Genomic DNA, 25,762 nt, shown 5'->3' on the forward strand with positions numbered 1-25,762 from the left:
TGCCCGTCGATACCGGGCACTGCCCGGTCCTGTACCAATATTATCCCCGCCGTCCCCAAAGGGGATTTGCGTGCGCCGCGCAGCGCAGTAGATGGCGAGCGAGCATAGGGGAAGCGATTTTGCAGCATTTGCCGTCCGGCGCGCTCCGCCTCAGGGACGATTTCGACCGGCACTGGATTCGCTGGGCGTTGCTCGCCTGGTTGCTGATCGCGGCATGGTTCCTGTTCGATCGCTGGGGCCAGATCTATTGGCTCGCGCTCGGCGATACCGACGATAATATGCGGTTGATGCAGGTCCGCGCGCTGCTGAACGGGCAGGGCTGGTACGATCTGCGCCAATATCGGCTCGATCCGCCTGCCGGGTTCAATATCCATTGGTCGCGGCTGGTCGACCTTCCCATTGCCGGGCTGATTTTGCTGCTGCAACCGATCGTCGGCACGGCGATGGCGGAAAAGCTGGCGTGCGGCATCGCGCCGATGCTGCCGATGGCGGTTGCGATCACGGCGCTGTCGCTCGCGGTACGGCGGCTGGTGGCGCCGCTGGCATGGCCGGTGACGATCGTGCTGATGCTCGGCTGCACGTCGACCATGTTGATGTTCGCGCCGCTGCGGATCGATCATCACGGATGGCAGCTCGCCTTTCTGGCAGTGACGGTGGCCGGCATGGCCGATCCCCGGCGCGGGCGCGGCGGCGCGACCGTTGGCCTGTCGAGCGCGTTGTCGCTGATTATCGGGCTGGAACTGCTGCCCTATTGCGCGGCGGCGGGCGCGATCGTGACATTGCGCTGGGTGTGGGACGCGGCGGAGGCGCGACGGCTGCGTACCTATGGCCTGACGCTGGGTGGCGGCTGTGCCCTGGGCTTTGCGATATTCGGTTCCTACGACAATATGGCAATGCGCTGCGATGCGCTGACGCCGGTATGGCTGTCGGCGATGGTGGTCGCCGGCGCCCTGCTGTTCGCCATGTCGCTGCCGCGGGTCGAGCGGCGCTGGCTGCGGCTGGTGATTGCCGGGGTGGCCGGTGCCTTTATCGCCGCTGCCTTTGCCAGTGTATTCCCGCAATGCGTGGGCGGGCGGCTGGAAGGCGTTTCGCCCGAGCTCGAACGGGTGTGGCTCAACAATGTCCGTGAGGCGCGCCCGATCTTCAAGGTGCCGCTGCGCAATGCGCTGCCGATTTCGGTGCTGCCCGCGATCGGCCTGATCGGCGCGCTCATCGCCTTCTGGCGCGCGCGGCGTTCGCCCGCCGCCGTGGGCTGGGCGGCGGTCATGCTGTTCACGCTGTTCGCTTCGGCAATGCTGTTGTGGCAGATCCGCGCCGGTCCCGCCGCGCAGATGCTCAGCCTGCCCGGTGCAACCGCGTTGCTGTGGATCCTGGTGCCGTGGTTCCTGCGCCAGCGCTGGATGCTGGTGCGGGTGGCGGGCGTCTTCGTCGCCTTCATGATCATATCGGGACTGTTCGTCGCCTATGTGATCAACTGGCTGCCGATCAACCTGCCGTCGGGGCGCAGTCCGGTGGTGGCCAAGGCCAATTCCAATTGCCAGCGTTTCTGGGCGATGAAGCCGCTCGACAAGCTGCCGGCCGCGACGATGTTCACGCAGGTCGATCTCGGCCCGCGGCTGATCACGCTGACGCACCATGATGCGGTGGCCGGGCCCTATCATCGCAACGGCCAGGCGATCCTCGACGTGCATCACGCCTTTACCGGCAAGCCCGAGGATTTCCGCCCGATCGCCGCGCGTCACCATGCGCAATATGTGTTGCTCTGCGTCAATATGGCGGAAACGACGGTCTATCGCGCGCGCAATCCCAATGGCTTTTATGCCCAGCTGGCGCGCGGACAGGTGCCGAACTGGCTGAAGCCGGTCGATCTACCCGAAAATTCGCCGTTCAAGCTGTGGCGGATCGACTATGGGTCCCAATCCGAACGGAGCCGTGTCGGCGGTCAGTGAAGCGCGGCGGTGGCTGCAGTGAAGCTCTCGCGCAGCCCGTCGATCACGAATTGCGTGGCCAGCGCGGCGAGCAGCACGCCCAGCAGCCGCGTGATCACCGCTTCGATCTTCGCACCCAGCAGCCGCATCAGCGGCCCCGCTGCGATCAGTGCAACCAGCGTCAGCACCAGGATCGTCAGCATCGCGCCAAGCACGACCAGCGATTGTTCGGTCCCTTCCGAACGCGCCATCAGCAGCATGATCGACGCGATCGAACCCGGTCCGGCGATCATCGGCATCGCCATCGGAAAGATCGAAACATCCTCGACTTCGGGGGTTTCCAGGATCTTCTGCGCACGATCCTCGCGACGCTGCGCACGCTTTTCGAACACCATGTCGATCGCGATCAGGAACAGCATGATGCCGCCCGCGATCCGGAACGCGTCGAGGCTGATCCCCAGCGCGCCGAGCAATTGTTCGCCGACCAGCGCGAAGACGAGCAGGATCGCCGCCGACACGACCACTGCACGCACCGCCATCGACACGCGTTCGCGCGCGCTCGCCCCGGCGGTCAGCCCCGCATAGATGGGCGCGCATCCCGGCGGGTCGATCACCACGAAGAAGGTGGCGAGCGAGGAGATGAAGAGTTCGATCATCAGATCGCGTTTTCGTCCAGCGGCACGCCTTCGCGGCGATGCGCGGCGACCAGCGTGTTGCGCAGCAGGACCGCGATCGTCATCGGTCCGACGCCACCGGGCACCGGCGTGATCGCTCCGGCGACGCTCGCCGCGCTGTCGAAATCGACGTCGCCGACCAGGCCGTCTTCGGTGCGGTTGATGCCGACATCGATCACGGTCGCACCGGGCTTCAGCCATTCGCCATGCACGAATTGCGGGCGCCCGACCGCAGCGACGACGATGTCGGCATGTTTCAGATAATGGGGCAGGTTGCGCGTGCGCGAATGCGCGACCGTTACGGTGCAGCTCCGCGCGGTAAGCAGCGCCGCCATCGGCTTGCCGACGATGTTCGACCGGCCGATCACCACCGCATCCTTGCCCGAAAGATCGCCGAGCTGATCCTCGAGCAGCATGACGCAGCCGAGCGGCGTGCACGGCACCATGCCGGGCAGGCCGGTGGCGAGCCGCCCGGCATTTACCGGGTGAAACCCGTCGACATCCTTGTCCGGATCGATCCGCAGCAGCACTTCGTCGGCGTCGAGATGCCCGGGCAGCGGCAGCTGGACCAGGATGCCGTCAACCGTGGGATCCGCGTTCAGCCGATCGACCAGCGCGTTGAGTTCGTCCTGCGATACCTTCGCGTCGAGGCGGTGCTCGATGCTCTCCATCCCCGCCGCGCGCGTCATCTTGCCCTTGTTGCGGACATAGACGGCAGAGGCCGGGTCTTCGCCGACCAGCACCACCGCCAGCCCCGGATTGCGTCCGGTGGCGGCGTGAAAGGCGGGGACATGGCTCGCAACCCGCTCGCGCAGGTCTGCGGCAAAGGCTTTTCCGTCGATGATCGTCGCGCTCATGGCGTGTCGCCATAAAGGCTGGCGGCGTGGTCCGCCAGCGCTGTCGTGTCGCCGGCGATCGCAATCCGCTTCAACCGCGCAGTATCGCCCGCGATCAATGTCACCGCGCGCTTGCCGACGCCGAATTCGCGCGCGACCAGCGCGATCAGTGCCGTATTCGCTGCGCCTTCGACCGGCGGCGCGGCGAGTCGGGCAGCGAAATGTTCCTCGGTGCCGGCGGCGAATTGCTCGCGCCTTGCCCGCGGCGTTACGCGGACGGCGATCTCGATGCCGTCCTCACATAAACGCCATGCGGGCACGACGGCGTCAGTAGCTCGCGATGGCGAGCGAGCGTATCGCGTTGGCGATGACGATGTTGTTGAGGATGTAGAGCACCAGCAGCACGATCAGCGGCGAAATGTCGAGCGCGCCGAAATCGGGCAGAATCCGCCGGATCGGACGATAGACCGGCTCCGTCACCATCTTCAGCCCGTTCCACATCGAACGGACGAATTCGTTATAGGTATTGATGACGTTGAAGACGATCAGCCACGACAGGATCGCCTGCGCGACAATGACGAAGGTGAAGACCGTCAGCAGCAGCTGAACGATCTGGAGCAGGGTAATCAGGATGCCGTTCAAGCCGAACCTCGCATAAGTGACTTAGGGTGCTGATACACAATATAGGGGCTATCGCTCAAGACCGCCCGTTTTTCGCACGAGCGTGCCCGCGCCGCGCCGGGTGAATATCTCCAGCAACATGCCGTGCGGAATGCGTCCGTCGAGGATGACGGCGGCATCGACGCCATGTTCGACGGCTTTCACGCAGGTTTCGACCTTGGGAATCATTCCGCCCGAAATCGTGCCGTCCCGGATCAGCGCGTCGATACCCGCCGGATCGAGATCGGTCTGCAGCTCGCCGTCCTTGGCCAGCACCCCCGCGACATCGGTCAGCAGGAAAAAGCGCGAGGCATTGCATGCCGCCGCAATCGCGCCCGCCATGGTGTCGGCGTTGATATTATAGGTATCGCCATCGGCGCCGAGCGCGACCGGCGCGACGACCGGAATGATGCCGTCCTTGGCCAGCTGGTGCAGGATCGACGGATCGACATGTACCGGATCGCCGACAAAGCCGAGATCGACATGCCGCTCGATCCCCGAATTGGGGTCGGGTTCGGTGCGCTTCACCTTTTCCGCGAGCACCAGCCGCGCATCCTTGCCCGAAATGCCGACCGCGCGGCCGCCCGCTTCGGCGATCCAGCCGACGATTTCCTTGTTGATCTTCCCCGCCAGCACCATTTCGGCGACTTCGGCGGTCGCCTTGTCGGTGACGCGCAGCCCGCCGACAAACTGCGATTCGATGCCGAGCTGTTTCAGCATCGCGCCGATCTGCGGCCCGCCGCCATGAACGACGATCGGATTGATCCCGACTGCCTTGAGCAGCACCACATCCTCGGCAAAATCGCGCGCCAGCTCCGGATCGCCCATCGCATGGCCGCCATATTTCACGACGAACGTCTTGCCGGCATAACGCTGAAGATAGGGGAGCGCTTCGGTAAGCGTCTCCGCCTTGGCCAGCATTGCGGGATCGGGGCTGTGATCGGTCATCGTTCGAAAGGAATCCGTTTCGTCCTGAGGTGCCGCTGAGCATCGTCGAAGCGGCATATCGAAGCACGCCTGGCGCGGATACTTCGATACGGGACTCCGACTGCGCTCAGCCCCTACTCAGCATGAACGGTAAAGGAAAGACTCTAGCCCCGGTCGACTGCGCGTCCGATCCCGACGAACAGATAGATGAGCAGCGGCACCAGCACCGCCGACAGCACCACTTTGGCCAGCATCTGTCCGGCGAGCAGCTCGAAGATCGGGAATACGCCGTAAAAGGCAATGGTGACGAAGATCAGCGTGTCGACGATCTGGCTGAGCACCCCGGCAATTGCCGATCGCAGCCACATCAGCCCCCCGCCCTCGCGTCGCAGCGCGCTGAAGATGGTGACGTTGAGCAATGTCGAAATGCCATAGGCGGTGATGCCGCCCAGCCAGATGCGCCAGGTCGCGCCGAGAATATATTGCACGGCGGCCAGCCCCTCGGGCTGCATGTCGGGCGAAGGTGGCAGTGCATGGACCAGCCAGGAAAGCGCCACCGATGTCAGCAGCGGGATGAAGCCGAACAACACCAGCTTGTTCGCGGTCGCGCGGCCATGAAGCTCGGCCACCGAACTCGACACTGCGACGAGCAACAAAAAGGCGAAGATTCCCGCTTCGACCGCCAGTGGGCCCAGCCCGACCCATTCGCCGATCCGCGAAACCGGGCCGAGTGCAACCTGTTTGTTGCCCAGCACGCCGGCGATGCAGACCATGCCGCCGTAAAAGACCGAGAGCAGAAAAAGCGAACGCGGGATCGCGCGGTATCGGGTGTCCATCGTCAATTGCTAGCGGCAATTTGGCACAAGCGAAAGATGCCCGCGCAACACCCTTGCCAAGCCCGGCAGCGCGGGCCAATCTGCGCGTTTGCGGCGCAGGGGGATACGCAATTTGATCAGGCTTGTTTCAGCGATCGGTGCGGCGATGCTGTCGGTATCCGCCATGCCCGCCGCTGCGCAGGACTGGCGGCTGATTTCCGTGGAAGGCAATGGCGACAGCGCCTTGTTCCTGGATGTCGATTCGATCCGGTCGGATGTGGCCGGGCAACGTGAATTCAGTCAGCTCATCATTTTCGCCGATGACGAGGATATGGTTGCTGCGGTAAAAACCCGTGCGCAGCTTCGATGTGTCGACGCAAAGGTGCGGATCGGCGATTTCGCGTCGCTCGATATCGACGGCGGCGAGGTTGAGCGCTCAGCCGAATTCACCGACTGGCTGACCGCCGGACCGGACTCCCAGTTCGCGCAATTGCATGATTATGTGTGCAATCAGGTCCGTACCGATCTCGACATTCCGCTGGGATCCGATCCCGGCTTTCGCACCGTGCGCGCAATGCTGAAGGCGCTGAAGCCGCAAATCGACTGATTGCAGCCGTTTCGCGCTTTAGATTTGAAGAAGAGGCAACGACCCTGACTCAGTTTCCCATCGGCGTCCTTGGCATTGTCGCCATTCTTGCGATCGCCTTTCTGATTTCCCCGCGCAAGCGCTCCATCCGCTTGCGACAGGTCGCTCCGGCCTTTGCGTTGCAGGCGGGAATCGCGGTGCTCGTCCTTTATGTCCCGGCGGGGCGTGAGGCGATCAAGACGATGTCGGCGGGGGTCAGCGCGCTGCTCGGCTATGCCGATGCCGGTACCCAGTTCATTTTCGGCCCGCTGGCCTCGCCCGAAATCGGCGGCAACAGCTTTGCGATCGCTGCCCTTCCCGTCATCATCTTCTTCGCCAGCCTGATTTCGATCCTGTATCATCTGGGCATCATGCAGCTGGTGGTGCGCTGGGTCGGCGGCGCGATCGAGAAAGTGACGGGCGTGACCAAGGTCGAATCGCTATGCGCCGCGGCCAATATCTTCGTCGGTCAGAGCGAATCGCCGCTCGTCATCCGCCCCTATCTTTCCAAGCTTACCGAATCGCAGCTGTTCGCGGTGATGTCGGTCGGCATGGCGGGCGTCGCAGGAACGATCCTCGCCGCCTATGCCAGCTTCCTCGGCCCGGAATCGCTGCCATCGCTGCTGGCCGCCTCATTCATGGCGGCGCCGGGCGGGCTGTTGATGGCAAAGATCATCATGCCCGAACTCAAGGCGAATCTTGCGGAGAGCGAATTGCCGCTCGACGACGATCGTGAGGAAGAGGTGATCCGCGCCGCCGAGCGGGATATCGAGGAAGAAAAGGCCGACAATATCATCATGGCCGCAGCTGCCGGTGCGCAGACCGGCGTCAAGCTGGCAGTGGCGGTCGGCGCGATGGTGCTCGCATTCGTCGCGCTGGTCGCGCTTGCCAATGGCCTGCTCGCCGGCATTGGCGGCTGGTTCGGCTTTCCCGAGCTGAGTTTCCAGCTGATCATCGGCACGATTTTCCAGCCGGTCATGTATCTGCTCGGCATTCCCTGGCACGAAGCCGGCACGGCGGGCGGCCTGTTCGGCACCAAGGTCGTGCTCAACGAATTCGTCGCCTTCATTCAGCTGGGCGCCGCGACCGATCTGTCGCCGCGAACCATTACCATCATCACCTTTGCGCTGTGCGGCTTTGCCAATTTCAGTTCGATCGCGATCCAGCTCGCGGTGACCGGTGGTCTGGCCCCCAATCAGCGCGGGACCATCGCGCGGCTGGGCGTCCGGGCATTGATTGCCGGCAGCCTCGCCAATCTGATGAGCGCGGCGCTGGCGGGGCTGTTGCTACCCGCCTGACCGGCTCAGAACAGCTTCGGGATATTGGCGATCAACAGCCATGCTGCGCCACCCGAAGCGGCAAAGCCGAGCAGCATCAGCAACCCGTCGCGGGCAGTAAGCCCCAGGCCGAGCAGCAGGATCGCGATGCCCGGCACCGCCGCGGCAAAGGGCAGCAGTTCCAGCGGCGGCATCATCGCGCCGAGCAGCACGCAGCATAAGGCAGCGATCCAGGTCGCGACGTGCCCCGCCGCCCAGTCGAGTCGCGGACGGATCAGCTTGTCGATATGGCGAAAGGCCCAGTCCGCCTTGTCGCGCAGCTTGCGCACCTTGTCTTTCGAAACGCTGCGGTCGCGGATGAACCGGGGCAGCCAGGGCTGATTGCGCCCGAACAGGATCTGCACCGCCATCAATATGGTGATGACGCCGACGGTGGTGGGCAGGCCGGGAATGCCGCCGACCGGCGGCACCGTCGCAAACAGCGCCAGGATCGCGATGATCGGCCCGAAACTGCGCTTGCCGAAATCGTCGAGCAGATCGCCGATCGATACCTGTCCGTCATGGCCCGCCTGCTCGGCGCGATCGATCAGGTCTTCCAGCGGGCGATCGCTGGTGTCCTTGTCACTTTCTCCGGCGCTGGCGATGACGATCCTCCCTGTGGCGCGGATTTAACGCGCCAGGACAGGAGTTTATCCCGATCCCGCCAAACCGGCCGGTGTCACAGCTTGCCGAATTGCTCCTCATAGCCCGCAATGTCGCCATTCGCGAGCAACGCCGCCTGTTCGATCCAGCGGTCCCGGCCCATCCGGCCCTGAAAATCGCCGAGCTGTGCATCGAGCGCCAGCGCATCTGCGGCGGAGAGATTGGCGATCTGGGCAAAGCGCCTGATGCCGAGCGACCTCAGCTTTTCTTCCAGCCGCGGCCCGACGCCTTTCATCCGGGTGAGGTCGTCGGCGGGCAGTTCGCCCGATGCAGGTGCCGGTGCAGGCGTGACGGGTTCCGCAGGCGCCGATGGTTCCGGCGCAGGCGCGTCGGCAACGGCTTCGACCGGCGGCTCGGGGGCGGGCTCGGCTTGCGCCACCGGTTCGGCGGCAGGTTCAGGCTCGGCAACGGGCTCGGGCGCCGTCGGCTCGGGCGCGGGTGCGGTTTCGGCTACCGGCTCGGGCATGACCGGTTCGGGCGCTGCCGGCTCGGGTTCAGGCGCCGGCTCGGCGACCGGTGCGGGCGCAACAGGTTCGGGCGCGGGCGGTGCTTCGGCAACCGGCTCGGCAACCGGCACCACCGGTTCGGGCGCGACCACAGGCTCCGGCTGGGGTTCGGGCATGCGCGCTGCCTCTGCCGCAGCGGCTGCCGCCGCTTCTTCCTCGGCGCGGATCGCGGCCAGCTCCTCGGCTTCCTCGCGGCGCCGCCGTGCGGCAACGCCGACTGCGCGCGCGATCAGCAGCAGCACGATCAGGATGATCAGCACGCCGCCGGCGATCACCGTGAAATTGACGGTCAGAAACGGCGGCGCTCCGTTATAGAGCAATTCCTGCCCCTTGGCTCCCAGCAGCGTCATGGCGCGATTTCCCCCTCGCGATGCGAATCCCGGTGTTCATGCATAGCCTACGCGCGGCGCAGGTCCAGCGCGCTGTTAACCTTTGCCTGTCCCATGCTGCGTCGCCGCAACACAGGAAACTTCGCCACAACGAAAAAGGGCGGCCCGCAAGGACCGCCCCGTTTCGATTCGACTGCGAAAGCCGGATCAGCGCGAATAGAATTCGACGACCAGATTCGGTTCCATCTTCACCGGATAGGGCACTTCGTCGAGCGTCGGAATGCGCGTGAAGGTCGCCTTCGAAGCGCCGTCCATTGCGACATATTCCGGAATGTCGCGCTCGGCCAGCGCCTGCGCTTCGAGCACCAGCGCCATTTCCTGCGCCTTGTTCGACAGGCTGACTTCCTCGCCCGGCTTGATGCGACGCGAACCGATGTTGCACTTCTCGCCGTTCACGCGGACATGGCCGTGATTGACCAGCTGGCGCGCGGCAAAGATCGTCGGCGCGAACTTGGCGCGATAGACGACCATGTCGAGACGCTGTTCGAGCAGGCCGATCAGGTTCTGACCGGTATCGCCCTTCATCTTCGACGCGTCTTCGTACGAACGCTTGAACTGCTTTTCGGTGATGTCGCCGTAATAGCCCTTCAGCTTCTGCTTGGCGCGCAGCTGGATGCCGTAGTCCGACATCTTGCCCTTGCGGCGCTGGCCGTGCTGACCGGGACCATATTCGCGCTTGTTCACCGGGCTCTTCGGACGACCCCAGATGTTTTCGCCCATGCGGCGGTCGAGCTTGTACTTGGCGCTGGAGCGCTTCGACATGTGATATTCCTTACAATTGCCAACAACGTTGACCCGGCGGAAGATATTTCCACCTGATCGCGTTCCCGGTTTCGCCTGCAATTCCAGAGTGTTGGAAATGCAGGGCCGCCGCTTCACCGGGGTGCGGGGCCGATTGCGAAGGCGCGCGGGTACGCGGGAACCCGCGCAAAGTCAACTCCGGCGCTGCTTCTTGCCCTCCAGCGCGGAAAGCACGCCGCGCAGCGTCTTGATCTCCTGGCTCGACCAGCCGGGCTTGGTCAGCAATGTGCGCAGCGTTCGCTTGGTCGCCGGGGTGCGTTCGGGGGGATGATAAAATCCCTTCGCCTCGAGCAACCCGTCGAGATGCGCGATCATGCCGTCCAGCTCGGCCTGCGGCGCGACGGGGTCGTGTTCCTCCAGCGTCGGCTGGACCAGATCGGCATGTTTCGACCATTCATAGGCGATCAGGATCACGGCCTGCGCCAGATTGAGCGATCCGAATTCGGGATTGATCGGCACGGTGACGATCGTGCCCGCGACCGCGACATCGTCGGTTTCAAGGCCAGAGCGCTCCGGCCCGAACAGGATTGCGGATTTGCCCGGCGTGGCATGGATCGCCTGCGCGGCTTCGTCGGGCCTGACCACCGGCTTGGTCACGCCGCGTTTGCGCACCGTGGTGGCATAGACATGGGTGCAGTCCGCCACCGCATCGGCGACGCTTTCGAAGATCTGCGCGCGTTCGAGCACGATATCCGCGCCGCTCGCCGCCGGGCCCGCGGAGGGATTGGGCCAGCCGTCGCGCGGGCTTACCAGCCGCATCTCGGCAAGCCCGAAATTGAGCATCGCGCGCGCCGCCTTGCCGATATTCTCGCCCAGTTGCGGGCGGACAAGGATGATCGCGGGGGGTGGGGTGGTTTCGCTCATTTCTATCTGTCTTCTTCCGTTCGCCCCGAGCGAAGTCGAGGGGCCGCCGCAACGCGTGACTCTCGTTCACCCGGTGGCATGGCCGCGCGCTTCAACGCCGTCCAGTCGCCAGCGATCAGGGCTTCCTTCTTGGCGCGCGACCATGGTTTGATTCGCAATTCAGCTCGAATCGCTTCCTCGCGTGTCTGGAAGCATTCCTGCCACATCAGCGAGACTGGGCGGCGGTCATGGGTGTAGCCGGGAATTTCGCCGGATTGATGTTGGGCAACACGGCGCTCCAGGTCGTCGGTATGGCCGGTATAGTAAGAAGCATCCGAGCAGCGCAGGATATAGACCCAGAACATCGTTACCGCTCCCCGTTGCGACTGTCCCTCGACTTCGCTCGGGACGAACGGGGGTGGCCAATGCCCATCCGGCCCAGTCTCACCCCTTGCCCACCTCATGCACGCTGCCGGCGAATTCCTCGAAATCGCGTGCCTCGCGAAAGTCCTTATAGACGCTGGCGAAGCGGATATAGGCGACCGAATCGAGTCCCTTCAGCCCCTCCATCACCATCTCGCCGATGCGCTGGGCGGGAATTTCGCTGTCGCCCTGGGTTTCCAGCTGGCGCTGGATGCCCGAAACCAGCTTTTCGATCGCGGCTGCGGCGATCGGGCGCTTGCGGCACGCGATCGCGACCGATCGCATCAGCTTGTCGCGCTCGAACGGCTCGCGCCGTTCCTCCGACTTGACGATGGTCAGGTCGCGCAGCTGGATACGTTCGAACGTCGTGAAGCGCGCGCCGCATGCCTCGCACTGGCGGCGGCGGCGGATCGCGTTGCCGTCCTCGGTCGGACGGCTGTCCTTCACCTGGCTGTCTTCATGAGTGCAAAAGGGGCAGCGCATCGCAAATTCACATCCGTTCGTGCTGAGTAGGGACTGAGCGAAGTCGAAGGCCCGTATCGAAGCATCGGTCCTTCGATATGCCGCTTCGACGGGCTCAGCGGCTACTCAGGACGAACGGACAGATAATCGGGCCCTCGCGTGCTCACGCCTCCGGATAGATCGGGAAGCGTTCGCACAGCGCCTGGACGCGTTCGCGGACATTGGCTTCGATCTGCGCATCGCCCGCTTCGCCATTCTTGCGCAGCCCGTCGAGCACGTCGGCGATCATGTTGCCGATCTCGCGGAATTCGGCCGGGCCAAAGCCGCGTGTCGTGCCGGCGGGCGATCCGACGCGGATGCCGCTGGTCTTCATCGGCGGCAGCGGATCGTTGGGAATGCCGTTCTTGTTGCAGGTGATCGCCGAGCGTTCGAGCGCTTCGTCGGCATCCTTGCCGGTAACGCCCAGCGGAGTGAGATCGACCAGCGCCAGATGCGTGTCGGTGCCGCCCGAAACCAGATTCGCGCCGCGCTCCTTCAGCGTCGCGGCCAGCACCTTGGCGTTTTCCACCACCGCGGCGATATACGCCTTGTAATCGGGCTGGAGCGCTTCGCCGAATGCAACCGCCTTGGCGGCGATGACATGCATCAGCGGCCCGCCCTGCAGGCCGGGGAACACTGCCGAGTTGATCTTCTTGGCGATTGCTTCGTCATTGGTCATCACCATGCCGCCGCGCGGGCCGCGCAGCGTCTTGTGCGTGGTGGTGGTGACGACATGGGCGTGGCCGAACGGGCTGGGGTGCGCGCCGCCCGCGACCAGTCCGGCGAAATGCGCCATATCGACCATGAACAGCGCGCCGACCTCATCGGCAATCGCCCGGAAGCGTGCGAAATCGATCTGGCGCGGATAGGCCGAACCACCGGTGATGATCAGCTTGGGGCTATGCTCTTTGGCGAGCGCTTCGACCTGATCGAAATCGATCAGATGCGTTTCCGGATCGACGCCATATTGCACGGCGTTGAACCATTTGCCGCTCATCGCCGCCTTGGCACCATGCGTCAGGTGTCCGCCGGCATCGAGGCTGAGGCCCATGATCGTATCGCCGGGCCGGGTCAGCGCCAGCATCACTGCGCCGTTCGCCTGCGCGCCCGAATGCGGCTGGACATTGGCAAAGCCGCATCCGAACAATTGCTTGGCGCGATCGATCGCCAGCTGCTCAACTTCGTCCGAAGGATGGCAGCCCTGATAATAGCGCCTGCCCGGATAGCCTTCGGCATATTTGTTGGTGAAGACGCTGCCCTGCGCCTCCAGCACTGCCTTGGACACGATATTCTCGCTGGCGATCAGCTCGATCTGATGCTGCTCGCGCTGCAACTCGTGCTGTACGCCGGCGAACACCGCAGCATCGGCTTCGGCCAGGCCGCGCGTAAAAAAGCCGTCGGGCTGTACGCCCGCTTCGATTGCACTGGTGCTCATGCGTCGGTCCTTTCAATCTGGGGATCGCTCAGCTTGTCGACGCGGCGCTGGTGGCGGTCGCCGGCAAAGCCGGTGGCAAGGAAGGTGTCGAGACAGGCGATCGCCATGTCGCGACCGGTCAGCCGCGCGCCCATCGCAATGACATTGGCGTCATTATGCTGGCGCGCCAGCGCTGCCGAAAGCGGTTCGGATACCAGCGCACAGCGGCATGCCGGATTGCGATTGACTGCGATCGAAATACCGATTCCCGATCCGCACAGGGCAACGCCGCGTTCGGCCTCGCCATTCGCCACGGCCTGCGCCAGTTTATAGCCATAATCGGGGTAATCGACGCTTTCCGGGCCATTGGTCCCCAGGTCGATGACATCATGGCCATGGTCGCGCAGCCATTCGGCAAGCACGGCTTTGAGTTCATAGGCGGCATGGTCCGCGGCAATGGCGATTCGCATGAAGGCGGCGCGCTCCCGACAATCTCAGTGCTGGAATGCGCGCCTATTAGGCGTTCGTGTCGGGCATTGCCACACCCGATGTGCCGCGGCGTGCCGATTGCGCGAGCCGGCTGCGTTCGCGCACGCGCGGCAGGTGCGACGCGCTCACCGGAATGCGGCTGCCGTCCGAAAGCAGCAGCATCCACCGCCGCCCTTCACGCGCCGCACCGGCGACCGCACCCGATGCGGCCCAGGCACCGCGATGCGCCTGTTCGCCGTCGATCTGCGCGAGTTCGCTCGGCGCGTCGCCGAAACGATAATGGACCAGCGGGCTCCGTCCCTCGCCCCGCCGGACCCGGCAAGAATGATCTTCGCCGATCACGGCGACCAGCGAATCGGCACGTTGCTGGACGGAACGGTGACGGCGATCGAAGGGCGCGGCTATCTGGCCGATGGCACCACCGGCTTCAATGGCGTCGCGGTCATTTCCTGCGATCCTGATGAAAAACCTATAGGATGCGGTCCCATGCGCAGCGCAAGGCAGCCGCTTTTGCGATCGTGCCGACCGAAACCGGCTATGCCGGGGAAATTCCGTACGGCAACGCAACGACCCGGTATGCAGTGGCGATTCGCGACGGCGAAGGGGCGGAGGCCGGGGACTATGTGACGGCGGGTCAGACCCCTCGCGGTTTCTTCGAAATGCGGGTCGCAAGGGTCGGGAATACCGGCTGGCCCTCTGGCGGCGCTGTACAAGGGATTGATTTCGGCAGCGCCTTCGCACAAGTCTCCCCGCCAATGTGCCCGGTGGCCCCCTATGGGGGCCGCTCGCGCACTCCCTCCGGGAGCAAGACATGTCTTCAGTTGCCAAGTCGTCCAAAAAAGGCGCCGTGAGCGATGCCGTTCATCGCCACGAACATCTTTCGAAGGAAGGGCTGCTCGAACGCGCCTTCACCTTCGCCTTTCGCGGTCTCGTCTATGCCCAGATCTGGGAAGACCCGGTGGTCGATATGGAAGCGCTCGAGCTGCAGCCCGACCATCACCTCGTCACGATTGCCTCGGGCGGGTGCAACGCGCAATCCTATCTGATCGCCGATCCCAAAAAGATCACGGCAGTCGACCTCAACCCGGCGCATATCGCGCTCAACAAGATGAAGCAGCAGGCGGCGCTCCATTTGCCCGACTATGACAGCTTTCATCAGCTGTTCGGCCTCGCCGACCAGCCGGGCAATGTGCAGCTTTATTACGAGCATGTCCGCCCGCATCTCGACGAAACCTCGCGCGCCTATTGGGAGCATCGCGGCCCCAACGGCCATCGCCGGATCACGGCGTTCAAGCGCGGCTTCTATCATTACGGTCTGCTCGGCCGGCTGATCGCCTTCACGCACTGGCTGGCGCATCGCTACAAGATCGACCCGACCGAAATTCTCAAGGCGCGCTCGATGGAAGAGCAGCGCGAGATTTTCGACAAGAAGTTTGCGCCGTTCTTCGACAAGAAGCTGCTGCGCTGGATGATCGACCAGCCCGCTTCGCTGTTCGGCCTCGGCATCCCGCCGGCCCAGTACGACCTGCTCAAGGCCGACGATCGCGAAGGCATTACCGGTGCACTGCGCTCGCGCCTGCGCAAGCTCGCCTGCGACTTCCCGATCAACGAGAATTATTTCGCATGGCAGGCATTCGGGCGCGGCTATGGCCGCACGCCCGATGCGCCGCTGCCCCCCTATCTGCAGCGCCAGAATTGGGAGTTGATTCAGAGCCGCGCCGACCGGCTCGAAATCCGCCATCAGAACATGTCCGAATATCTCGAGCAGATGCCGGCCCAGTCGATGGACCGCTATATCCTGCTCGACGCGCAGGACTGGATGACCGACGCCCAGCTGACGCGCCTCTGGACCGCGATCACTCGCACGGCAAAGCCCGGCGCACGCGTCCTCTATCGCACCGCTGCGGTGCCCGATGTGGTCAAGGGGCATATCCCCGACGACATCATGGCGCAGTGGGAATATGCGCCGCAGGAGAAGCTGGACGACTGGGTCGCGCGCGACCGCAGCTCGGTCTATGGCGCGATGCACCTCTGGACGCTGAAGCCACACGCGGCATGAGCAGCGGCGCAGAGGCAGAAAACCCGTCCGATCAGAAGCGGCTGATGGATGCCACCTATGGCCTCCATCGCCATTTCTATGATCTGACGCGCAAATTCTATCTGCTCGGGCGCGACACGATGATCCGCGAGCTCGATGTGCCCAGGGGCGGATCGGTGCTCGAAGTCGGCTGCGGCACCGCGCGCAACCTGATCGTCGCGGCGAAACACTGGCCCGATGCGCGCTTTTACGGCTTCGACATCAGCGACGCGATGCTGACTCAGGCGCGCAGCTCGCTCGGCAGGAAGGGGCTGGAGAACAAGGTCACGCTGGCGCAGGCCGATGCCGGGACATTCGACGTTTCCAGCCTGTTCGGCCTCGACAAGGTCGACCGCATCTTCATGAGCTACACCATCTCGATGATCCCGCCCTGGCAGGAAGCGATCGAGCGCGCCGCTGCGCAGCTGGCGCCGGGCGGCAGCCTGCACATCGTCGATTTCGGCCAGTATGAGCGGCTGCCCAAATTGGCGAAAAAGCTGCATTACAAATCGCTCAACGACTTTCACGTCTATCCGCGCCGCGAATTGCCCGCGGTGCTGAAGCGCGTGGCCGAGCAGCACGACATGGCGATGGACTTTCGCTCGCTCTGGCGCGGCTATACCTGGCGCGCAACGCTTACCAAGGGGTGACAGGCATGCGCTTCAACCGTCGCTGGCTGCTGCGAGGATCCTTAGGGTGCGCGGGGCTGGCGATGGCGCCGTCGGTGGCGGCGCGTGCCGCCAAGCGCGACTGGGCGGCGCTCGGTGAAGCGGTGAAGGCCGAAATGGCCTGGGCGTTCGACCAATATCGCGAACATGCCTGGGGCAAGGACGAGATCAAGCCGGTCAGCGGCACCACCTCCAGCTTTCCGCTCAAGCATGCGCATCTCGGGCTCAGCCTGATCGAATCGCTCGATACGCTCTGGCTGATGGGGCTCGACGATCGCTTTCAGGCAGGCGTCGACTGGGTGAAGGCCGAACTCGATTTCGACGTCGATGGCGAGGTTTCGGTGTTCGAAACGACCATCCGGCTGCTTGGCGGGCTGTTGTCGGCGCATCTCGCCTGTGGCGATCGGGTGCTGCTGGCAAAGGCAAAGGATCTCGCCGACCGGATGCTCCCCGCATTCGATACGCCGACGGGGCTGCCCTATCGCTATGTCAATCTGCGCAGCGGCGCGGTGCGTGATCCGCTGACGAACCCGGCCGAAGCGGGCACTTTGCTCAGCGAATGGGGCACGCTGTCGCGTCTCACCGGCGACTCGCGCTATCACGACGCCACGCGCGCGCCGATGGCGACACTGTTCGAGAAGCGCTCGAAGATCGATCTGGTGCCGGTGAAGATCGATGCGATGACCGGGCAATGGGTGGATCGCCGCGCCACGGTCGGTTCCTATGCCGACAGCTATTATGAATATCTGTGGGACGCATGGGAGCTGTTCGGCGACGCCGAGTGCAAGGCGATGTACGATGTCCTGACCGGCGGCATCGTCCGGCATCAACTCGTCTGGACCAAGGGCGGTGCATGGATCGCCGATGTCGATTATGAAACCGGCGAAATCCTGACCGGCGAACAGGACGAGCTATCCGCCTTTTACGGCGGGCTGCTGGCGCAGGGCGGGATGCCCGCAACCGGCGCGGCTTTGGTCGAAAGCTGGGCGAAGGTGCAGGATCGCTATGGCGTGCTGCCCGAAGCATATGATTATCAGACCGGCCAGCCGCTTCAGAAAACCAATGCGCTCCGCCCCGAACTGGCCGACGCGGCGTTCAACCTGTGGCTGCTCGATCGCGACGAACGCTGGCGCGAGGTTTGCGCCGTGCATTTCGAAAACATGCTCGCCGCGAACAAGGCGCAGTATGGCTATACCGATCTTGCCGACGTCACCGCCAATCCCAAGCGTCAGGCCGATCACTGCCCCGGCTATTGGTGGTCGGAACAGATGAAATATTATTGGCTGATCTTCGCCGATTGCCCGCGCTTTGACTATCGCAGCAACGTGCTGACGACCGAGGGCAATGTGCTCAGGGGCTTCATCGCCCCCTGACGCGTCACGCGATTGCCAGCAACGCGACCAGCGCCAGCGCGATCGTCAGCAGTAGCAGCAGCGAGAGCAACACCGCCGCCGTCACGCGCGGTCCCGCCTGCGCGATGCTGCGGACATCGACGCCCAGGCCCAGCGCCGCCATCGATACGACCGTCAGCGCGCCGGAAACCTGTCCCACCGGTGCGACCAGCGTTTCGGGAACCAGCCCCGTCGCGCGCAACCCGACCAGCGCGAGGAAGCCGAGGATGAACCATGGCACCAGCTGGTGCAGACCCGGGCGCTGCACATCGCCGGCCACAATTGCATCGGCGGGTTCGTCCACCGCATCGAGCCGCGGTGCGATCAGCGACAGCATGACACAGACCGGCCCCAGCATCAGCACGCGGACCAGCTTTACCAGCGTGCCGATATGGACCGCCGCAGTGCCGAACGGCGCAGCAGCGGCCAGCACCTGCGGCACGGCATAAACGGTCAGCCCGGCCAGCGTGCCATAGCCGATGGCGGACAGGTCGAGCGCCAGCCCGAGCAGCGGCAAACCCAGCACCACCGCGACTCCCAGCACTGCGGTAAAACCAATCGCCGCGGCAACATCGTCGCCATCGGCATGAATCACCGGTGCCACTGCCGCGATCGCCGAATTGCCGCAAATCGCATTGCCGCACGCGATCAGCAACGCCATGCGCTGCGGCAGCCGAAGCATCCGCCCGATCGCATAGCCCGCGATCAGCGCGAGCATCACTGTCAGTGCGATACCGCCAAGCAACGCGGGGCCGGCGCGCAGGATCGTGGTTGCGCTGACCGACAGGCCCAGAAGCACCACGGCGATTTCGAGCAGCGTCTTGGCGCTGAAGGCAATGCCGCGATGCCAGCCCGGCCCCGGCTTCCACAGGCTGCGCACCGCCGCGCCGATCAGAATGGCGAGCACCAGCGGCTCAAGCCATGGCTTGCCGAACAACGCAGTCTCCACCGCCGCTCCCGCATAGCCCGCAAGCGTGACGGCAAGGCACAGGCCAATGCCGGGCAGCAGCGGGGGGCGTTCGAACCGGCTGGGGATGGGGACGGACAGGGCGCGCGCCATCGGAAATTCCTTTCCCGCAAATCGCTACTTCCGGAAATTCAATCGATCCAACGCATGATAATTGTGATTCCAATCATCAAATGCGATTGATTGGCCATGACCCTCGAACAACTCCGCATCTTCCTGGCCGTGGCCGAGCGCGAACATGTCACTGCGGCGGCGCAGGCGCTCAACATCAGCCAGTCGGCGGCATCGGCCGCGATTGCCGCGCTCGAGGCGCGGCACGATGTGCGGTTGTTCCATCGCGTCGGACGCGGAATTGCGCTGACCGATGCCGGACGCGCCTTTGTTGCCGAAGCGCGCGGTGTCGTTTCGCGGGCGCAGGCGGCGCAACAGATGCTCGACGAATGGGGCGGGCTGGATCGCGGGACGCTGCGCCTGGTCGCGAGCCAGACCATCGCCGCCTATTGGCTGCCACCGCTGCTTGCCCGCTATCGCGCCGCCTATCCGGGCGTCGATGTGCATCTTGCGATCGGCAACACCGAAATGGCGGCTGCCAGCGTGCATAAGGGCGAGGCCGAACTCGGCATTGTCGAAGGCGTGGTCGCTGACCCCGCGCTCGCCCATTGGCGGATTGGAGAGGATCGCCTGCTGCTCGTCGCCGCCGCGCCACAGCCGCATGTCGATGCGGCATGGCTGCGCGGTGTGTGCTGGGTGCTGCGCGAATCCGGCTCCGGTACGCGATCGGCGCTGGAGGCCGCGCTGCGCGCGCAGGGCGTTGATCCCGATACGCTTCAGGTCGCGCTGACGCTGCCCTCCAACGAAAGCGTTCGTACGGCGGTGGAGGCGGGTGCCGGCGTTACTGCGCTATCGGCGCTGGTGGTCGCGCCGGCCATTGCCGCGGGCACGCTTCACGCGTTGCCCTGCGATCTTGGGGCGCGCGCCTTTCACGGGCTGCGGCACAAGGAACGCTATCGCAGCGCAGCCGCCGATGCGCTGCTCGATATGATCGGTCGGAACCGTAGCGCCTGACCCGGCGGGTTTCAGTCGATTGCGTCCTGCACTTCGCGCAGCGCGATCCAGGCGGGGTCTTCGAACATCGCGAATTTGAGCGGATAGACGGGCTGGCCGACCAGTGCTTCGTTGATGCCTTCCTCAAACCGTTCGGCATCGGGCGTGAAGCATCGCCATTCGCGCGTCCCGCCAAAGGTGAGCACGGCGACGCACACGCCCCATTCGCCCATCTCCATCCCGTCGATCATCGACTCTTCGAACGCGACCATCTGCGCGAGTTCATGCTCGTCGGGCATCCGCCCGTCCTCGCTTTCGAACGGCCATTGGATCAGCACCAGAGTCGGCATTTCCGCCTGCATCGCGGGCGTCGGCGGCTCGGTCAGCACCCGCAACAGCGTCGGGATGCCCTCACGCTCGCCGGTCGCGAAGGTCCAGGGGGTGTCGGGATTGTCGTTGAAGTTGGTCACGCATCCTCAAAATCTGCGGGTTCGGTTGCTGGCGAACCTTGTCGCGCGGCAATAAAGTCAGCCACAGATATGTCGTTGCCCAGACGGATCAACAGCAAAAAGGCAGGAAGCGGTTCGAGCGCATCCGGATCAATCCGCTGCAACCGCCGCATCCCGACACGGGTATCGGCGATCGCCAGCGATTGCGTCAGCAGATCATCGCTGGCCAGCGCTTCCTCAATCGACAGTTCGTGTATCAGTTGCCAGCAGGAGCGATAGGCATCTTGCCGGGACAACGCACCGAAGGGCGTGAGTTGGCGCTTATACATGCGATTGCGGTCGCTGCTCGCCGCCTCCCAGCCGCCGGCGATATAATGAGCGCGCGTGCAGAAATTGGCGATGACATCGCCGTCGAAGCTCAGCCACGCATGGCCGCAGGTGCAGTTGCCATAGGCTGCGCTATGGATGTCGAGCCTGCCCCGCAGCGGCTCGGCGAAGCGATCCAGAGCAAGCGCGCGAAGCTTGCTCCAGCGCATCACGCCGCCTTTTTGAGTTTCAGCTCGAGCCGGCCCCAGATTTCGCTCAGCGCCGCGACCAGTTCGGCCAGCATCGCTTCGTCATGCGCCGGGCCCGGCGTGAAGCGCAGGCGTTCGGTGCCGCGCGGCACGGTCGGGTAATTGATCGGCTGAACGTACACGCCATATTCGGCGAGCAGGATGTCGCTGATCTTCTTGGCCTTTACCGGGTCGCCGACCATCAGCGGCACGATATGCGTGGTGGTGTCCATCACCGGCAGACCCGCTTCGCGCATCATCGCCTTCAGGCTGGCGGCGGCGGCCTGTTGCGCGTCGCGTTCCGCGCTCGATGCCTTGAGGTGGCGTACGCTGGCCAGCGCGCCCGAAACGAGCACGGGCGACAGCGAGGTGGTGAAGATGAAGCCCGGCGCATAGCTGCGGATCACGTCGATGATCTGGCGGTCGGCGGCGATATAGCCGCCCATCACGCCGAATGCCTTGCCCAGCGTCCCTTCGATGATCGTCAGCCGGCGTGCCGAATCGTCGCGTTCGGAAATGCCGCCGCCGCGCGCGCCGTACATGCCGACGGCATGGACTTCGTCGAGATAGGTCAGCGCGTTATATTTGTCGGCCAGGTCGCAGATCGCATGGATCGGGGCGACATCGCCGTCCATCGAATAGACGCTTTCGAACGCGATCAGCTTGGGCAGCGCGGGATCGTCCGCCGCCAGCAATTCCTCGAGATGCGCGAGGTCATTGTGGCGGAACACGCGCTTTTCGCATCCCGAATGGCGAATGCCCGCGATCATCGATGCGTGGTTGAGCTCGTCCGAATAGACGATGCAGCCCGGCAGGATCTTCGCCATCGTCGACAGCGTCGCTTCGTTCGACACATAGCCCGACGTGAAGAGCAGAGCGCCCTGCTTGCCGTGCAGATCGGCGAGTTCGGCCTCCAGATCGATATGATAATGGGTGTTGCCGCCGATATTGCGCGTGCCGCCAGAGCCCGCGCCGACATCGTGCAGCGCTTCTTCCATCGCCGCGATCACCTTGGGATGCTGGCCCATGGCGAGGTAATCGTTCGAGCACCACACGGTAATCGGCTTCGGCCCGTTATGACCGGCGAAGCAGCGCGCATTGGGGAATTTCCCCTTGTTGCGCAGAATGTCGATGAACACGCGATAGCGGCCTTCGGCGTGAAGCCGGTCGATCGCCTGCGTGAATACCCGCGAATAGTCCACTGCCGCGGGCGCTTGGTCGGTCGTGCTCATGGGATTGCTCCGATAGACCCATTATTCGGCGATTACCAGTTGCCGAAAATGCTTATTGTAGGCGGCTTTCCCGCACAACACTCCGTGTCCGGGCGGCGAAGCCGATTGCATTTTCCCTTCCCGGACCGCCGCACCATGTTGTTTTCGCCCGATTCGCAACCGGCATCGGCTCGACTTTTCCCGGAAGGAAAGACGCGTCTTACAGTGAAGTCACATCCGCCAATTGATCTGGCGCAAGCCGATTGGAAATACTCGCCATCCCAGCCTGGGCGATTCGTTTTTGCCGCGCTTTCATGGTATTAGGCGGTCATCGCGAACGACTCGAACTCCAGGCACAGTTCGCGGCTGAGAGACCATCAGAACTCCCGCTTGGGCGGATCGAGGTGCCCATGAGAGCCGACGACCAGGAATATTATCGCCGACGCGAACGCCAGGAGCGCGAACGGGCGGATCGAACGCGCGATTCCGCCGTTCGGCGCCTGCATCTCGAAATGGCGGAGCGCTATTTCTCGATGGCCGAAGAAATTTCGCCGTCCCCATCGTCCTTCGCGCACGGTTCCTGAGCGCGCGACGACGGAACGTCGCTAAAGCGTTTCGACGATATCGAGGCCATAGCGCGCCAACGCCGGCGCGATCAGATGCGTGTCGCCCTGAGGCGCCGTGAACACTGCCTTTCCCATGCCGGGATCGGCCGGCCATGACTGACCCTGCGTCAGATATGCGATCCGCCGCGCGATCCCGTCCCCGCCATCGACGAAGCGCACCGGATGCGGCGCCACCGCGCCCATCTCGGCCGCGACCAGCGGGAAATGGGTGCAGGCATTGACGATGACGTCGATCCTGTCTCCCCCCGGCTGATCGAACAGCCCGGCAAGCACCGCGCGCAGCCGTTCGGGCGCGGGCGGCGTGCCGCGCAGCGCCGCTTCGGCCAGATCGACCAGTTCGGCCGATCCGTGGCGCAGCACGGTGCAATCGGCGGCGAACCGGGCGGCGAGATCGTCGACATAGGGCTGGCGGACCGTCGCGTCCGTGCCAAGCACGCCGATCGTGCCGGTGCGCGTGATCGCCGCCGCCGGCTTGATCGCAGGGACCGTGCCGACGATCGGCAGGTCGAGCGCCGCGCGCACCACGGGTAGCGCGATGGTCGAGGCGGTGTTGCACGCAATGACGATCAACCGCGGGCGATAGCGTTCGGCAAGCCGGCCCAGCAATGCCGGGACGCGCGCGGCGATTTCCGCTTCGCTGCGCGTGCCATAGGGATAGCCGCCATTGTCGGCGACATAGACGAACGGCGCCTGCGGCAGCAGCGCACGCGCGGGTCCGAGCACGGAGAGGCCTCCGACGCCGGAATCGAAAAACAAAAGGGGGCGGGGATCGGACATTTGATGGCGGGTCGCTGATGCCTGTTATTGCACCGGCTTAGGGGAGCGCCTAGCTTACTGGCAAGCAGGGGGGAATCCTTGAACGGCGAATTGCTCTGGCTCGGGCCGGTCGTGGCACTGGTGCTCGGCTATCTTCTGGGATCGATTCCCTTTGGTGTGCTGCTGACGCGCGCAACCGGTGCCGGCGATCTGCGCCAGATCGGCTCTGGCAATATCGGTGCGACCAATGTGCTGCGCACCGGGCGCAAGGGGCTGGCGGCGGCGACGCTGCTGCTCGACGCGCTCAAGGCGGTGGCGGCGATCGTGGTCATTCGCTGGATGTTTCCGGGCAACGAGATTCTGGCCGGTTCCGCTGCGTTCCTTGGCCATTGCTATCCGGTGTGGCTGCGGTTTCGCGGCGGCAAGGGCGTGGCGACGCTGATGGGTGTCGTGCTGGCGCTGCACTGGCCGTGCGGGCTGGTCTATGCCGCCGTATGGCTGGGGCTGCTCGCCGGGCTGCGCATCTCCTCGATCGCGGGCATGGCCGCTGCGGTATCGGCGCCGGTCAGCGCAGCCTTTTTCGGGCAATTCGACTCAGTGCTGCCGCTGCTCGTGCTGGCGCTGATCGTGCTGTGGAAACATCGCACCAATATCGATCGTCTGCTCACCGGTACGGAACCCAGGGTGGGCGCTCCCAAGTGACCGATAGGGGCGACGATGCCGCGCGGTTTGCGCGGCTTCGCCTGTTGCGCAGTGCCAATATCGGCCCTGTCACCTGGCGCCAGCTGATCGCGCGTTTCGGCGATGCACAGGCCGCGCTGGAGGCTTTGCCGATGCTCGCCGGCCGGGGCGGTGGCAAGCCGCGTATCGCTGACGAGGCCGCAGTGCGGCGTGAAATGGCGGCGGTCGATCGACTGGGCGCGCGCTATCTGTTTCTGGGAGACGCCGACTATCCGCCGCTGCTTGCGGAGCTGGAAAGCGCGCCGCCTGCCCTGATCGTGCGGGGCGATGTCGCGCTCGCACGGCGCAACTGTGTCGCGATGGTCGGCGCGCGCAACGCTTCGGCCGCCGCATGCCGCTTTGCGCGCCAGATCGCGCAGGGGCTTGCGCAGGAAGGCGTCACGGTCGTTTCCGGGCTCGCGCGCGGGATCGACACGGCCAGCCATGTCGGATCGCTGTCGGGCGGCACGATCGGCGTGATCGCCAGCGGGATCGACATCGCCTTTCCGCCCGAAAATGCCGAGTTGCAGGAACGCGTCGCGACCGACGGCCTGCTGCTTGCCGAACAACCGCCCGGCACCGAGCCGCTGGCGCGCTTCTTTCCCTCGCGCAACCGCATCATCGCCGCGCTGTCGCTCGGCACGGTAGTGGTGGAAGCCGCGCCGCGTTCGGGCAGCCTCATCACCGCACGTATCGCGGCGGAGGCGGGCCGCGAAGTGATGGCCGTGCCCGGCAGCCCGCTCGATCCACGCGCGCAGGGATGCAACCAGCTGATCCGCGAAGGCGCGACGCTGGTCCAGAATGTCGAGGATATATTGGAGGCGATCCGTCCGATCGACCTGCGCGCGCTGCGCGAACCGGGCGCCGGCTATGCCGGACCGCCGCTTCAGGACGCCGCCGATAGCGATCGTGCCCGGATCACCGGCCTGCTCGGCCCGGTACCGGTGGCGGTCGACGAACTGATCCGCCAATCGGGGCTGGTCCCCGCAGTGGTGCAGACGGTGCTGCTCGAACTGGAACTCGCCGGGCGGCTTGAGCGTCATGGGGGAGGGCGCGTGAGCCTGCAATGATGGGCCTGGCGATCAGTCTGTTGCTGCACATTGGACTTCGTCCCGACCCGGTAGCTTGTCTTGATCCGGCTCAAGCCCGCGCAAGGGCAGGCGAGCAGGTCGATCTGGCAATCGCGGTGGTTCAGGCGGGCGTCCACGATAGCGTCGAAGCCCAACAGGTTGATTGCCCTAATCATAATCAAGTCCTGCTGGTTGGAGATCAGCGCGCAGTCCGTGCGTTGGTCGATGCGCAGGTCGGCCGAAATGGCGGTGTGGTACACGCCCGGGTGACCGGAATAGTGCAGATCATTCCTGCGCCCCCGGGCGGTGGAAGCAGCGTCTTCGCATTGCGTCTGGGGCGTGTCGATGACGTGCGGGTCGTGCCCGCATCTGCTCCTTGATACCGCGTGCGACCAGCCATTGGTTTGCCCGATAGGCCG

31 protein-coding genes are annotated in these 25,762 nt (G+C 64.6%); 11 read left to right on the forward strand and 20 right to left on the reverse strand.

Annotated features, from left to right (window positions below):
• The first annotated feature begins 119 nt into the window (after positions 1-119).
• Complete coding sequence (locus DKB74_RS11005) at positions 120-1,949, forward strand: AcrB/AcrD/AcrF family protein (protein ID WP_239987475.1); 1,830 nt, start codon at positions 120-122, stop codon at positions 1,947-1,949.
• On the opposite strand, the gene DKB74_RS11010 is transcribed toward DKB74_RS11005, so the two are convergent.
• The 6 genes from DKB74_RS11010 to DKB74_RS11035 all read right to left on the reverse strand — a co-directional run bounded on the left by DKB74_RS11010 (position 1,943) and on the right by DKB74_RS11035 (position 5,861).
• The gene (locus tag DKB74_RS11010; RefSeq protein WP_109808163.1) at positions 1,943-2,584 is read right to left on the reverse strand and encodes a MarC family protein; all 642 of its coding nucleotides are present in this window, start codon (positions 2,582-2,584) and stop codon (positions 1,943-1,945) included. The genes DKB74_RS11005 and DKB74_RS11010 overlap by 7 nt on opposite strands.
• Positions 2,584-3,459, reverse strand: coding sequence for a bifunctional methylenetetrahydrofolate dehydrogenase/methenyltetrahydrofolate cyclohydrolase FolD (folD, locus tag DKB74_RS11015; protein ID WP_109808164.1), 876 nt, complete (start codon positions 3,457-3,459; stop codon positions 2,584-2,586). The genes DKB74_RS11010 and folD overlap by 1 nt, the downstream gene beginning before the upstream one ends.
• Positions 3,456-3,758: a DUF167 domain-containing protein gene (locus tag DKB74_RS11020; RefSeq protein ID WP_109808165.1), complete on the reverse strand. Its 303-nt coding sequence runs from the start codon at positions 3,756-3,758 to the stop codon at positions 3,456-3,458. The genes folD and DKB74_RS11020 overlap by 4 nt, the downstream gene beginning before the upstream one ends.
• A 7-nt stretch (positions 3,759-3,765) precedes the next feature.
• Positions 3,766-4,071: a YggT family protein gene (locus tag DKB74_RS11025; protein ID WP_109808299.1), complete on the reverse strand. Its 306-nt coding sequence runs from the start codon at positions 4,069-4,071 to the stop codon at positions 3,766-3,768.
• Between the two features lie 57 nt (positions 4,072-4,128).
• Positions 4,129-5,046: an acetylglutamate kinase gene (gene argB / locus DKB74_RS11030; protein WP_109808166.1), complete on the reverse strand. Its 918-nt coding sequence runs from the start codon at positions 5,044-5,046 to the stop codon at positions 4,129-4,131.
• 143 nt (positions 5,047-5,189) lie between these two features.
• Positions 5,190-5,861, reverse strand: a complete 672-nt coding sequence (locus tag DKB74_RS11035) for a queuosine precursor transporter (RefSeq protein WP_109808167.1) — start codon at positions 5,859-5,861, stop codon at positions 5,190-5,192.
• A 112-nt stretch (positions 5,862-5,973) separates the two neighbouring features.
• On the opposite strand from DKB74_RS11035, the gene DKB74_RS18575 reads away from it, so the two are divergent.
• Positions 5,974-6,447, forward strand: a complete 474-nt coding sequence (locus DKB74_RS18575; RefSeq protein WP_145960954.1) for a hypothetical protein — start codon at positions 5,974-5,976, stop codon at positions 6,445-6,447.
• A gap of 44 nt (positions 6,448-6,491) precedes the next feature.
• A complete protein-coding gene (locus DKB74_RS11040) occupies positions 6,492-7,763 on the forward strand; it encodes a NupC/NupG family nucleoside CNT transporter (RefSeq protein WP_109808300.1) in 1,272 nt (423 codons plus the stop codon).
• A gap of 5 nt (positions 7,764-7,768) precedes the next feature.
• On the opposite strand, the gene DKB74_RS11045 is transcribed toward DKB74_RS11040, so the two are convergent.
• The 9 genes from DKB74_RS11045 to DKB74_RS18580 all read right to left on the reverse strand — a co-directional run bounded on the left by DKB74_RS11045 (position 7,769) and on the right by DKB74_RS18580 (position 14,152).
• On the reverse strand, positions 7,769-8,410 hold the full coding sequence (locus DKB74_RS11045) for an exopolysaccharide biosynthesis protein (protein WP_109808168.1): 642 nt from the start codon (positions 8,408-8,410) through the stop codon (positions 7,769-7,771).
• 50 nt (positions 8,411-8,460) lie between these two features.
• Positions 8,461-9,300 (reverse strand): hypothetical protein, encoded by an 840-nt coding sequence (locus DKB74_RS11050; protein WP_109808169.1) that lies wholly within the window; start codon positions 9,298-9,300, stop codon positions 8,461-8,463.
• A 186-nt stretch (positions 9,301-9,486) separates the two neighbouring features.
• Positions 9,487-10,101 carry a 30S ribosomal protein S4 gene (gene rpsD / locus DKB74_RS11055; RefSeq protein ID WP_109808170.1) on the reverse strand — a complete coding sequence of 205 codons (615 nt, stop codon included), beginning with the start codon at positions 10,099-10,101 and terminating at the stop codon, positions 9,487-9,489.
• Positions 10,102-10,272: 171 nt separating this feature from the next.
• A complete protein-coding gene (locus tag DKB74_RS11060; RefSeq protein ID WP_109808171.1) occupies positions 10,273-11,004 on the reverse strand; it encodes an RNA methyltransferase in 732 nt (243 codons plus the stop codon).
• A 2-nt stretch (positions 11,005-11,006) separates the two neighbouring features.
• Positions 11,007-11,348: a GIY-YIG nuclease family protein gene (locus DKB74_RS11065; RefSeq protein WP_109808301.1), complete on the reverse strand. Its 342-nt coding sequence runs from the start codon at positions 11,346-11,348 to the stop codon at positions 11,007-11,009.
• A 79-nt stretch (positions 11,349-11,427) separates the two neighbouring features.
• On the reverse strand, positions 11,428-11,889 hold the full coding sequence (nrdR, locus tag DKB74_RS11070) for a transcriptional regulator NrdR (protein WP_109808172.1): 462 nt from the start codon (positions 11,887-11,889) through the stop codon (positions 11,428-11,430).
• A gap of 142 nt (positions 11,890-12,031) precedes the next feature.
• Complete coding sequence (glyA, locus tag DKB74_RS11075; protein ID WP_109808173.1) at positions 12,032-13,342, reverse strand: serine hydroxymethyltransferase; 1,311 nt, start codon at positions 13,340-13,342, stop codon at positions 12,032-12,034.
• Positions 13,339-13,791 (reverse strand): ribose 5-phosphate isomerase B, encoded by a 453-nt coding sequence (gene rpiB, locus DKB74_RS11080; RefSeq protein WP_109808174.1) that lies wholly within the window; start codon positions 13,789-13,791, stop codon positions 13,339-13,341. Before rpiB ends, glyA begins: the two co-directional genes overlap by 4 nt.
• Before the next feature lie 46 nt (positions 13,792-13,837).
• Complete coding sequence (locus DKB74_RS18580) at positions 13,838-14,152, reverse strand: hypothetical protein (protein WP_145960955.1); 315 nt, start codon at positions 14,150-14,152, stop codon at positions 13,838-13,840.
• A 469-nt stretch (positions 14,153-14,621) separates the two neighbouring features.
• Here DKB74_RS18580 and DKB74_RS11090 point away from each other — a divergent pair, with 469 nt between their 5' ends.
• From DKB74_RS11090 to DKB74_RS11100, 3 genes are read left to right on the forward strand one after another with little or no spacing between them, the layout of a single operon-like run.
• On the forward strand, positions 14,622-15,869 hold the full coding sequence (locus DKB74_RS11090; protein ID WP_109808176.1) for a BtaA family protein: 1,248 nt from the start codon (positions 14,622-14,624) through the stop codon (positions 15,867-15,869).
• On the forward strand, positions 15,866-16,537 hold the full coding sequence (locus DKB74_RS11095; protein ID WP_109808177.1) for a class I SAM-dependent methyltransferase: 672 nt from the start codon (positions 15,866-15,868) through the stop codon (positions 16,535-16,537). Before DKB74_RS11090 ends, DKB74_RS11095 begins: the two co-directional genes overlap by 4 nt.
• A gap of 5 nt (positions 16,538-16,542) precedes the next feature.
• A complete protein-coding gene (locus DKB74_RS11100) occupies positions 16,543-17,928 on the forward strand; it encodes a glycoside hydrolase family 47 protein (RefSeq protein ID WP_164497941.1) in 1,386 nt (461 codons plus the stop codon).
• Positions 17,929-17,932: 4 nt separating this feature from the next.
• Here the strand turns inward: DKB74_RS11100 and DKB74_RS11105 are convergent, their stop codons facing one another.
• On the reverse strand, positions 17,933-19,006 hold the full coding sequence (locus tag DKB74_RS11105) for a YeiH family protein (protein WP_109808179.1): 1,074 nt from the start codon (positions 19,004-19,006) through the stop codon (positions 17,933-17,935).
• 96 nt (positions 19,007-19,102) lie between these two features.
• Here DKB74_RS11105 and DKB74_RS11110 point away from each other — a divergent pair, with 96 nt between their 5' ends.
• The gene (locus DKB74_RS11110; protein WP_109808180.1) at positions 19,103-19,978 is read left to right on the forward strand and encodes a LysR family transcriptional regulator; all 876 of its coding nucleotides are present in this window, start codon (positions 19,103-19,105) and stop codon (positions 19,976-19,978) included.
• Between the two features lie 11 nt (positions 19,979-19,989).
• On the opposite strand, the gene DKB74_RS11115 is transcribed toward DKB74_RS11110, so the two are convergent.
• From DKB74_RS11115 to hemA, 3 genes are read right to left on the reverse strand one after another with little or no spacing between them, the layout of a single operon-like run.
• Positions 19,990-20,427 carry a DUF695 domain-containing protein gene (locus DKB74_RS11115; protein WP_109808181.1) on the reverse strand — a complete coding sequence of 146 codons (438 nt, stop codon included), beginning with the start codon at positions 20,425-20,427 and terminating at the stop codon, positions 19,990-19,992.
• Positions 20,424-20,942, reverse strand: coding sequence for an SF0329 family protein (locus DKB74_RS11120; protein ID WP_193504424.1), 519 nt, complete (start codon positions 20,940-20,942; stop codon positions 20,424-20,426). Before DKB74_RS11120 ends, DKB74_RS11115 begins: the two co-directional genes overlap by 4 nt.
• Complete coding sequence (gene hemA / locus DKB74_RS11125) at positions 20,942-22,192, reverse strand: 5-aminolevulinate synthase (RefSeq protein ID WP_420822408.1); 1,251 nt, start codon at positions 22,190-22,192, stop codon at positions 20,942-20,944. The genes DKB74_RS11120 and hemA overlap by 1 nt, the downstream gene beginning before the upstream one ends.
• Before the next feature lie 242 nt (positions 22,193-22,434).
• Here hemA and DKB74_RS18585 point away from each other — a divergent pair, with 242 nt between their 5' ends.
• Positions 22,435-22,755: a hypothetical protein gene (locus DKB74_RS18585; RefSeq protein WP_145960956.1), complete on the forward strand. Its 321-nt coding sequence runs from the start codon at positions 22,435-22,437 to the stop codon at positions 22,753-22,755.
• 21 nt (positions 22,756-22,776) lie between these two features.
• Here the strand turns inward: DKB74_RS18585 and murI are convergent, their stop codons facing one another.
• Positions 22,777-23,574 (reverse strand): glutamate racemase, encoded by a 798-nt coding sequence (gene murI / locus DKB74_RS11130; RefSeq protein ID WP_109808182.1) that lies wholly within the window; start codon positions 23,572-23,574, stop codon positions 22,777-22,779.
• Positions 23,575-23,652: 78 nt separating this feature from the next.
• On the opposite strand from murI, the gene plsY reads away from it, so the two are divergent.
• From plsY to DKB74_RS18590, 3 genes are read left to right on the forward strand one after another with little or no spacing between them, the layout of a single operon-like run.
• The gene (plsY, locus tag DKB74_RS11135; RefSeq protein WP_109808183.1) at positions 23,653-24,255 is read left to right on the forward strand and encodes a glycerol-3-phosphate 1-O-acyltransferase PlsY; all 603 of its coding nucleotides are present in this window, start codon (positions 23,653-23,655) and stop codon (positions 24,253-24,255) included.
• Positions 24,252-25,343: a DNA-processing protein DprA gene (gene dprA / locus DKB74_RS11140; RefSeq protein WP_109808184.1), complete on the forward strand. Its 1,092-nt coding sequence runs from the start codon at positions 24,252-24,254 to the stop codon at positions 25,341-25,343. Before plsY ends, dprA begins: the two co-directional genes overlap by 4 nt.
• Positions 25,340-25,723, forward strand: coding sequence for a hypothetical protein (locus tag DKB74_RS18590; RefSeq protein ID WP_145960957.1), 384 nt, complete (start codon positions 25,340-25,342; stop codon positions 25,721-25,723). Before dprA ends, DKB74_RS18590 begins: the two co-directional genes overlap by 4 nt.
• The last annotated feature ends 39 nt before the right edge of the window (positions 25,724-25,762 follow it).

The organism is Stakelama portus (genome assembly GCF_003171655.1).
GTDB classification, from domain to species: Bacteria; Pseudomonadota; Alphaproteobacteria; order Sphingomonadales; family Sphingomonadaceae; genus Sphingomonas; species Sphingomonas portus.

Coding starts and splice junctions, on each gene's coding strand:
- DKB74_RS18590 (WP_145960957.1), top strand. CDS start 25,340: ATGATGGGCCTGGCGATCAGTCTGTTGCTGCACATTGGACTTCGTCCC.
- DKB74_RS11100 (WP_164497941.1), top strand. CDS start 16,543: ATGCGCTTCAACCGTCGCTGGCTGCTGCGAGGATCCTTAGGGTGCGCG.
- rpiB (WP_109808174.1), bottom strand. CDS start 13,791: ATGCGAATCGCCATTGCCGCGGACCATGCCGCCTATGAACTCAAAGCC.
- DKB74_RS11035 (WP_109808167.1), bottom strand. CDS start 5,861: ATGGACACCCGATACCGCGCGATCCCGCGTTCGCTTTTTCTGCTCTCG.
- DKB74_RS11065 (WP_109808301.1), bottom strand. CDS start 11,348: ATGTTCTGGGTCTATATCCTGCGCTGCTCGGATGCTTCTTACTATACC.
- murI (WP_109808182.1), bottom strand. CDS start 23,574: ATGTCCGATCCCCGCCCCCTTTTGTTTTTCGATTCCGGCGTCGGAGGC.
- DKB74_RS11095 (WP_109808177.1), top strand. CDS start 15,866: ATGAGCAGCGGCGCAGAGGCAGAAAACCCGTCCGATCAGAAGCGGCTG.
- DKB74_RS11120 (WP_193504424.1), bottom strand. CDS start 20,942: ATGCGCTGGAGCAAGCTTCGCGCGCTTGCTCTGGATCGCTTCGCCGAG.
- glyA (WP_109808173.1), bottom strand. CDS start 13,342: ATGAGCACCAGTGCAATCGAAGCGGGCGTACAGCCCGACGGCTTTTTT.
- rpsD (WP_109808170.1), bottom strand. CDS start 10,101: ATGTCGAAGCGCTCCAGCGCCAAGTACAAGCTCGACCGCCGCATGGGC.
- nrdR (WP_109808172.1), bottom strand. CDS start 11,889: ATGCGCTGCCCCTTTTGCACTCATGAAGACAGCCAGGTGAAGGACAGC.
- DKB74_RS11050 (WP_109808169.1), bottom strand. CDS start 9,300: ATGACGCTGCTGGGAGCCAAGGGGCAGGAATTGCTCTATAACGGAGCG.
- DKB74_RS11010 (WP_109808163.1), bottom strand. CDS start 2,584: ATGATCGAACTCTTCATCTCCTCGCTCGCCACCTTCTTCGTGGTGATC.
- DKB74_RS11060 (WP_109808171.1), bottom strand. CDS start 11,004: ATGAGCGAAACCACCCCACCCCCCGCGATCATCCTTGTCCGCCCGCAA.
- DKB74_RS11110 (WP_109808180.1), top strand. CDS start 19,103: ATGACCCTCGAACAACTCCGCATCTTCCTGGCCGTGGCCGAGCGCGAA.
- hemA (WP_420822408.1), bottom strand. CDS start 22,192: ATGAGCACGACCGACCAAGCGCCCGCGGCAGTGGACTATTCGCGGGTA.
- DKB74_RS11105 (WP_109808179.1), bottom strand. CDS start 19,006: ATGGCGCGCGCCCTGTCCGTCCCCATCCCCAGCCGGTTCGAACGCCCC.
- folD (WP_109808164.1), bottom strand. CDS start 3,459: ATGAGCGCGACGATCATCGACGGAAAAGCCTTTGCCGCAGACCTGCGC.
- argB (WP_109808166.1), bottom strand. CDS start 5,046: ATGACCGATCACAGCCCCGATCCCGCAATGCTGGCCAAGGCGGAGACG.
- DKB74_RS11090 (WP_109808176.1), top strand. CDS start 14,622: ATGTCTTCAGTTGCCAAGTCGTCCAAAAAAGGCGCCGTGAGCGATGCC.